This window comes from Methylobacterium sp. CCH5-D2 (genome assembly GCF_001556475.1).
Taxonomy (GTDB): Bacteria; Pseudomonadota; Alphaproteobacteria; order Rhizobiales; family Beijerinckiaceae; genus Methylobacterium; species Methylobacterium hispanicum.
Genome location: NZ_LSIX01000333.1, coordinates 1 through 5,606, shown reverse-complemented (window position 1 = coordinate 5,606; position 5,606 = coordinate 1). Strand labels below are relative to the sequence as shown.

Genomic DNA, 5,606 nt, shown 5'->3' with positions numbered 1-5,606 from the left:
GACGAAGAGGCCGCCATGAGTCGGGAAGGTGCCGGCCGAGGCCGGCAGCCGCTTCTTGGCCGCGAGCGAGCCCGCGACGGCGAGCACCGGGATCTTCACGAAGAACCGGCCGACCAGCATGCCGATGGCGAGCGTCGTGTTGTAGAACAGGGTGTTGGCGGTGATACCACCGAAGGCCGAGCCGTTGTTGGCCGCGGCCGAGGTGTAGGCGTAGAGGATCTCCGAGAAGCCGTGGGGCCCTGCATTGGCCGGACCCGCGAGGCCGGCGGGCACGACGGTCGCGAGCGCGGTGAAGCCCAGCATCATCAGCGGCAGGCAGAGGATGCCGAGCACCGCCATCTTCACCTCGCGTGCCTCGATCTTCTTGCCGAGATATTCGGGCGTGCGCCCGACCATCAGGCCGGCCACGAAGATCGCCACCACGACGAAGACCAGCATGCCGTAGAGGCCGGCACCCACGCCGCCGACGATGACCTCGCCGAGCTGCATGTTGAGGAGCGGCACGAGACCGCCGAGCGCCGTGAAGGAATCGTGCATCGCGTTGACCGCGCCGCAGGAGGCGGCCGTGGTGATCACCGCGAACAGCGCGGAGGCGGCGATGCCGAAGCGGACCTCCTTGCCCTCCATGTTGCCGCCCGCGAGGCCGAGATCGGCAAGGACTCCGTGGGCGCTCGCCTCCGCCCAGTAGGTCACGAGGACGCCGGCCGCGAAGAGCAGGCCCATCGCGGCCAGGATCGCCCAGCCCTGGCGCTCGTCGCCGACCATGCGGCCGAAGACGTTGGTGAGCGCGGCACCGATCGCGAAGATCGCGACCATCTGTAGGAGGTTCGAGAGCGCGGTCGGGTTCTCGAAGGGGTGGGCGGCGTTGGCGTTGAAGAAGCCGCCGCCATTGGTCCCGAGCATCTTGATGGCGACCTGGCTCGCCACGGGTCCGACCGCGATGGTCTGCCGCGCGCCCTCGAGGGTCGTCGCCTCGACGGAGGGGGCGAGCGTCTGCGGCATGCCCTGCGACACGAGGACCAGCGCGATCAGGACGCAGAGCGGCAGCAGCACGTAGAGGGTGGCGCGGGTCGTATCGACCCAGAACGAGCCCAGCGTCCTCGACGAGGCGCGGGCGAACCCACGGATCACCGCCACCGCCACCGCCATGCCGGAGGCCGCCGAGACGAAGTTCTGGTGGGTCAGCCCGAGCATCTGGGCGAGGTACGAGAGCGTGGTCTCGCCGCCGTAGGACTGCCAGTTGGTGTTGGTGACGAAGCTTGTCGCGGTGTTGAAGGCGAGGTCCGGCGCCACCGCGGCCTGTTCGGTCGGATTGAGCGGCAGCGCCGCCTGCAGCCGCAGGATCGCGTAGAGCAGGACGAAGCCCGCGAGGTTGAACAGCACCATCGCGCCCGCGTAGCCGAGCCAGGTCTGCTCCTGCCGGGCATCGATGCCGGCGAGGCGGTAGAGCCCGCGCTCGAGCGGGCCGAGGACGGGCGAGAGGGGCGTGCGCCCGCCGTCGAAGACCCGGGTCATGTAGGCCCCGAGCGGGCGCACGAGCGCCAGCACGATCGCGCCGTAGAGCGCGATCTGCATCCAGCCGTTGAGTGTCATAGGGGTGGTCCGTGCTCGGCCGCTCAGAACCGCTCGGGGCGGACGAGGGCGTAGGTGAGGTAGACGAGGAGCCCGGCGGTCACGAGGGCGCCGAGAGCAAGGTCGAGGGTCATGGCGGCCTGCCTTCAGAGCCGTTCGCAGAGGACGGCGTAGCCGGCGGCGAGCGCGAAGACGGCGAGGCCTCCGGCGAGGAAGAGGATGTCGGGCATGGGTCGTCCGTGTCTGTCGGGCCGGCCGGCGGCGGGCATGCCCGCGACCGGCCTCGGCCGACCCGGAATGTGGACGGGAACCGCGTTAGGGTTCGAGCGGGGGCGGGCGGCGTTGTTGTAAGGATCGCGTTAGGATCGGCCCGCAGCCGGGCCGCCGGAGCCGGCCGGACACGCCCGCCGCCACGCCGCCCGCAGGGCGGGACAGGCGCCCGGCGCCCCCAGGAGCGCCGCGCGCGGACAGGCCTCGCCCCAGCCGGCCCGGTCGATCCGGATCACGCCCGTATCGCCGTCCGTGAAGCCGCGAAAGGGAATGGCGCAGATCGGGCAGCGGCCGCCGACGCATCGGAGGCCGGACCCACCGGGGTCGCAGCGGCCGGTCGGCCGCGGCGGGGCGGCTCGGGGCTGGAGCGTGGTCGCCCCGGGGCGGGCGGTCGGCCTCACGGCGCGGGCAGCAGGTCGAGGATGTTCAGCGCGAGCAGCGCCAGGGAGACGGCCGACCACGAGCCGAGACCCAGGATCATCAGGGCGAAGACGCGATCGGCCCTGCATTCGGCGGCGATGTGCCGGAAGACGCTCATGGGAAGGCTCCATCCGGGCGGATGCCCGGGTGGCGCGAGAAAGCCCGCTCACCGCGTTAGGGAACAAGCCGGGTGCGGGCCGCCGGGCATAAGGGATCCATAGGGGACGGCCGCGGGTCCCCCGTGCCCGTGCAGGGCTCCGTCGCCAGCCGGCGCAGGTCGGACGGTCGCCCGGCCGAGGGGCGCGCCGGCACCAGTGCGGAGCGCCGCCTCACAGGTTGTCGAACCAGCTCCGCAGCACGGAGATCCCGGCCTGCCGCTCGCCGACGCCGAACGGGTAGGCGACCGCCTCGCTCGGGATGAAGCCGAACCGCTGGCGGAAGGCGCGGCGGAACGTCTTCTCGTCCGAGAAGCCGACCGCGTAGGCGAGTTGCGAGATGCGCAGCGGGCGCGCCGCATCCCCTCGGACGAGCATCCGCATCGCGCGCATCAGGCGGCGGTCCCGGATGTAGGCGAGCACGCCCCCGGTCTCGCCGAAGAGCCGGTACAGGGTGGAGCGCGACATGCCGAGGCGCGCCGCGATCGTGGCCGGGCTGAGGGCGAAGTCGTGGAGCTCGCGCTCGATCAGGCGGCGCGCCTTGATGCTCGCATCGAGGTTCTGGGGAGCGGCGGTGCCCGCGCGTCCGCGCAGATAGGTGCCGCAGAGCTGCACGATCGCCCGCGCGGCGGTCGCGGCCTCGTGCTGGTGGAGCAGGTCGCCGCAGGCGACGACGTCGGCGATGAAGGCGTGGACGAGGCGCGCATAGGGATCGCCGTCGTGGTCGAAGGCTTGGCCGTGCAGGCCTTCCGGCCGGCATCCCTGGTCCTCCAAGAGGGCGCGGGGGATCACGACGTTCGTGGCATCGACGGCGGCGGCGACGATGCGGACGGGCTGGGCGAGGTCGAAGACCACGCACTGCGTCTCGAGGACCGGGTTCGCCCTGTCCTCGCTCTCGACCGTACTCTGCCCCCGCCGGTAGAATTGCAGCAGGATATGGTCGAGCCCCTGCTGCTGGATCATCTCGGGCGTGCGCTCCAGGATGTGGGCGGGGGCGACCACGTCCCCGATCAGCAGGTCGCCGAGGTGGTAGGAGCGCATCGCGATCGGCACCGTGAGGTCTGTCTCGGGCCGGAAGGCGACCGCGAAGACGGGCGCGAGGTGCTCACGCCACGCGCGTCCCAGGTCGGCCCTGTCGGCGGGGGGCTCGAAGCGGTGGCACAGGATCCGCGGACCCTCGCCCTGCGGACCCTCAACGTCCTTGTTCGACATCGTTCGTTCTTGATCGCCGACCAGTCAGGCTCGGCACGAAACGCCGACGCCGGAAGACTCGCGGATTCCGTGCGAGACTGTGGCTGGGCGCTTCGTGAATGACCCTCGTGCGAAGGGATAGCCTGAAATTGTGAACACACTCAGTAACGAGTTCGGGCTCGACTGGCTCGCCCCCGGCGGATCGGCTGATCTGTTGCACGTGCGCCCCCCGGGGCCGGCAGCCCCCGCGGCGCAGCGCGCGGCGGCGGCGGCGTGTGCAGTGCAGTAGGGCACCGGTCGGGGCAGAATACTCGCCTGTCGGATCACGGTTCCGCGTCTCAAATGTCGCCCAGCCAGTCCCACGACTTGCTAGGGCCGCAACCATGTTGCCGCGGCGTTACAGCCGGAAACCTGGATCACATGCATCAAAACATTGGACGACCGGGCATCATCCGCCGCGTTGCGGAGAGATGTCCGCGGACCGATCCATCATGCACGACGCTGCACTGTCCAGCCGGACCTGAACAACGCAGCTTCAGGGGGACGACCAATGGTTGCTCAAGTTCTACCAGCCCTCAGCGCGGATGCCCTTCGCGAGATCGTCTTCATCTCCGGCTTCAATGCCGACGGAACCGTCGCCGCGACAGCGGGCGCGACCTACAACGCGACCGACCGGAGCTACAACGCCACGGAATCCGGCGTATTCAAGTGGGGCGGCGGCTTCCCCACCGCCGGGGGAGACCTCTCCGGGCCGAACAAGACAGCGGGCACCCCGGGCGGCACCCTGCGCTACGCCTTCGACGGGAGCTTCAGCGCCGCCGAGAAGGCGACCTACCTGGCGGGCATGCAGGTCTGGCAGAACGTCGCCAACGTCCAGTTCGCGGAGGCCTCCGGCACGGCCGCGGCCGACTTCACGTTCCGCCGCAACACCGACACGAAGGCCTTCTTCACGGCAGCCGACGCGTACGCCGTGCCGATCGGCTCGAGCCTGATCCCGCAGCGCGTCGGCCCCTATATCAGCGTGGACATGCGGCCGGGCATCGGCTTCGGCAACTGGGCCAACGATTACTCGGACGGCGGCAACGCCTTCAACACCGCCGTGCACGAGATCGGCCACCTGCTCGGCCTCGACCATGGCGGCCCCTACAACGAGGGCGAGGGGACGGGCGGGGCCGGCGCATCGGCGGCGCAGTTCACGGTCTACGATCAGGCCCCCTACAGCATCATGTCGTACGTCGCGCCCAACGACGTGAACGCGCGGCTGTACGGCAGCTACCCGCTGCGCGCCAATTACGGGCTGGCGGCGGACGGGACCTCTCCGAACCAGGCGGTGACGCCGCAATCCCTCGACATCCTGGCGATCCAGCGGATCTACGGCGCCGCGACCGTCGGCACGCTCACGCAGGCGCAGACCTTCGGCTTCAACACCACCATCGCCGACGCGACGAAGACCTTCTTCGACTTCAGCATCAACACGCGCCCGGTGGTGACGCTCTACAGCAGCGCGTCCGGAAACACCCTCGATCTCTCCGGCTTCGCTCAGAACGCCGTCGTGGACCTGACCCCCGGCAGCTTCAGCAGCGCCGGCGGCCTCACCAACAACATCGGCATCGCCTACGGCACGCAGGTCGGCCGCGCGATCGGCGGCTCCGGCGCCGACCGCATCGCGGGCGGAGAAGCCGCCGAGATCCTGCAGGGCGGCCTCGGAACCGACACGCTCGCCGGCGGCGGCGGGGCGGACGTCCTCTACGGCAACCAGGGCGACGACCTGATCTACGGAAACCAGGGCGCGGACGTGCTGTACGGCGGCCAGGGCAACGACAGCGTGATCGGCGGCCAGGACGCGGACGTGGCCTTCGGCAATCTCGGCAACGACGTCGTCTACGGGAACCTCGGCGCCGACATCGTGTACGGCAACCAGGGCGCAGACACCCTCTACGGCGGTCAGGGCAACGATACGCTCTACGGCGGCCAGGGCGACGACGTGCTCTTCGGCAA

The 5,606-nt window shown here is 70.4% G+C and carries 6 protein-coding genes; 1 reads left to right on the top strand and 5 read right to left on the bottom strand.

The window, feature by feature from the left end:
- The 5 genes from kdpA to AX737_RS08755 form a co-directional block, all read right to left on the bottom strand.
- The coding region (gene kdpA, locus AX737_RS08765) for a potassium-transporting ATPase subunit KdpA (RefSeq protein ID WP_066920644.1) at window positions 1-1,593 on the bottom strand (1,593 nt) is incomplete at its 3' end.
- A gap of 23 nt (window positions 1,594-1,616) precedes the next feature.
- Window positions 1,617-1,706: a K(+)-transporting ATPase subunit F gene (locus tag AX737_RS08760; RefSeq protein WP_017484418.1), complete on the bottom strand. Its 90-nt coding sequence runs from the start codon at window positions 1,704-1,706 to the stop codon at window positions 1,617-1,619.
- Between the two features lie 12 nt (window positions 1,707-1,718).
- Window positions 1,719-1,841 carry a hypothetical protein gene (locus AX737_RS37020; protein WP_280949065.1) on the bottom strand — a complete coding sequence of 41 codons (123 nt, stop codon included), beginning with the start codon at window positions 1,839-1,841 and terminating at the stop codon, window positions 1,719-1,721.
- Window positions 1,842-2,239: 398 nt separating this feature from the next.
- Window positions 2,240-2,380: a hypothetical protein gene (locus tag AX737_RS34235; protein ID WP_197430510.1), complete on the bottom strand. Its 141-nt coding sequence runs from the start codon at window positions 2,378-2,380 to the stop codon at window positions 2,240-2,242.
- Between the two features lie 211 nt (window positions 2,381-2,591).
- Window positions 2,592-3,629, bottom strand: coding sequence for a helix-turn-helix domain-containing protein (locus AX737_RS08755; protein ID WP_066920642.1), 1,038 nt, complete (start codon window positions 3,627-3,629; stop codon window positions 2,592-2,594).
- 529 nt (window positions 3,630-4,158) lie between these two features.
- Between AX737_RS08755 and AX737_RS08750 the strand changes: the two genes are divergently transcribed.
- The coding region (locus AX737_RS08750; RefSeq protein WP_066920640.1) for a M10 family metallopeptidase C-terminal domain-containing protein at window positions 4,159-5,606 on the top strand (1,448 nt) is incomplete at its 3' end.

Bases quoted from the DNA above. Each gene is read 5' to 3' on its own strand.
- AX737_RS08760 (WP_017484418.1), bottom strand. From the start codon at position 1,706: ATGACCCTCGACCTTGCTCTCGGCGCCCTCGTGACCGCCGGGCTCCTC.
- AX737_RS37020 (WP_280949065.1), bottom strand. From the start codon at position 1,841: ATGCCCGCCGCCGGCCGGCCCGACAGACACGGACGACCCATGCCCGAC.
- AX737_RS34235 (WP_197430510.1), bottom strand. From the start codon at position 2,380: ATGAGCGTCTTCCGGCACATCGCCGCCGAATGCAGGGCCGATCGCGTC.
- AX737_RS08755 (WP_066920642.1), bottom strand. From the start codon at position 3,629: ATGTCGAACAAGGACGTTGAGGGTCCGCAGGGCGAGGGTCCGCGGATC.